1 protein-coding gene is annotated in these 916 nt (G+C 49.2%); it reads left to right on the top strand.

Annotation, left to right across the window (positions count from 1 at the left end; all coding sequences use genetic code 11):
* Positions 1-916: photosystem II q(b) protein (psbA, locus tag HCR01_RS38020; protein WP_193201027.1), on the top strand; the 916-nt coding region annotated here is incomplete at both ends.

Below are 916 nucleotides of genomic sequence, written 5' to 3'. Positions count from 1 at the left end.
ACCACCTGCTTCATCATCGCCTTCATCGCCGCTCCCCCCGTAGACATCGACGGCATCCGCGAACCAGTAGCAGGTTCATTAATCTACGGAAACAACATCATCTCCGGTGCAGTAGTACCTTCCTCCAACGCCATCGGTCTACACTTCTACCCAATTTGGGAAGCAGCATCCTTAGACGAATGGTTGTACAACGGCGGCCCTTACCAGTTAGTAGTATTCCACTTCCTGATTGGCATCTTCTGCTACATGGGACGTGAATGGGAACTATCCTACCGCTTAGGAATGCGTCCTTGGATTGCGATTGCTTACTCAGCACCAGTAGCAGCAGCCAGCGCAGTCTTCTTGATATACCCCATCGGACAAGGTTCATTCTCCGACGGTATGCCCTTGGGTATCTCAGGAACCTTCAACTTCATGATCGTCTTCCAAGCAGAGCACAACATATTGATGCACCCCTTCCACCAGTTAGGTGTAGCAGGTGTATTCGGCGGTTCATTATTCTCTGCAATGCACGGTTCACTAGTAACCTCCTCCTTAGTTCGTGAAACCACCGAAAGCGAATCACAAAACTACGGATACAAATTCGGTCAAGAAGAAGAAACCTACAACATCGTTGCGGCTCACGGCTACTTCGGTCGGTTAATCTTCCAATACGCTTCATTCAATAACAGCCGTAGCTTGCACTTCTTCTTAGCAGCGTGGCCTGTAATCGGCATCTGGTTTACCGCCTTGGGTGTAAGCACAATGGCGTTCAACTTGAACGGTTTCAACTTCAACCAGTCAATCATTGATTCTCAAGGTCGTGTGATTGGTACTTGGGCAGATGTAATCAACCGGGCTAACTTGGGTATGGAAGTGATGCACGAGCGCAATGCTCACAACTTCCCTCTCGATTTGGCTGCGCTTGATTCTGCTC

It is taken from the genome of Nostoc sp. MG11, assembly GCF_014904695.1.
GTDB lineage: Bacteria > Cyanobacteriota > Cyanobacteriia > Cyanobacteriales > Nostocaceae > Komarekiella.
The sequence above is the reverse complement of the archived record's forward strand: the minus strand, read 5'-3'. Positions and strand labels throughout refer to the sequence as shown.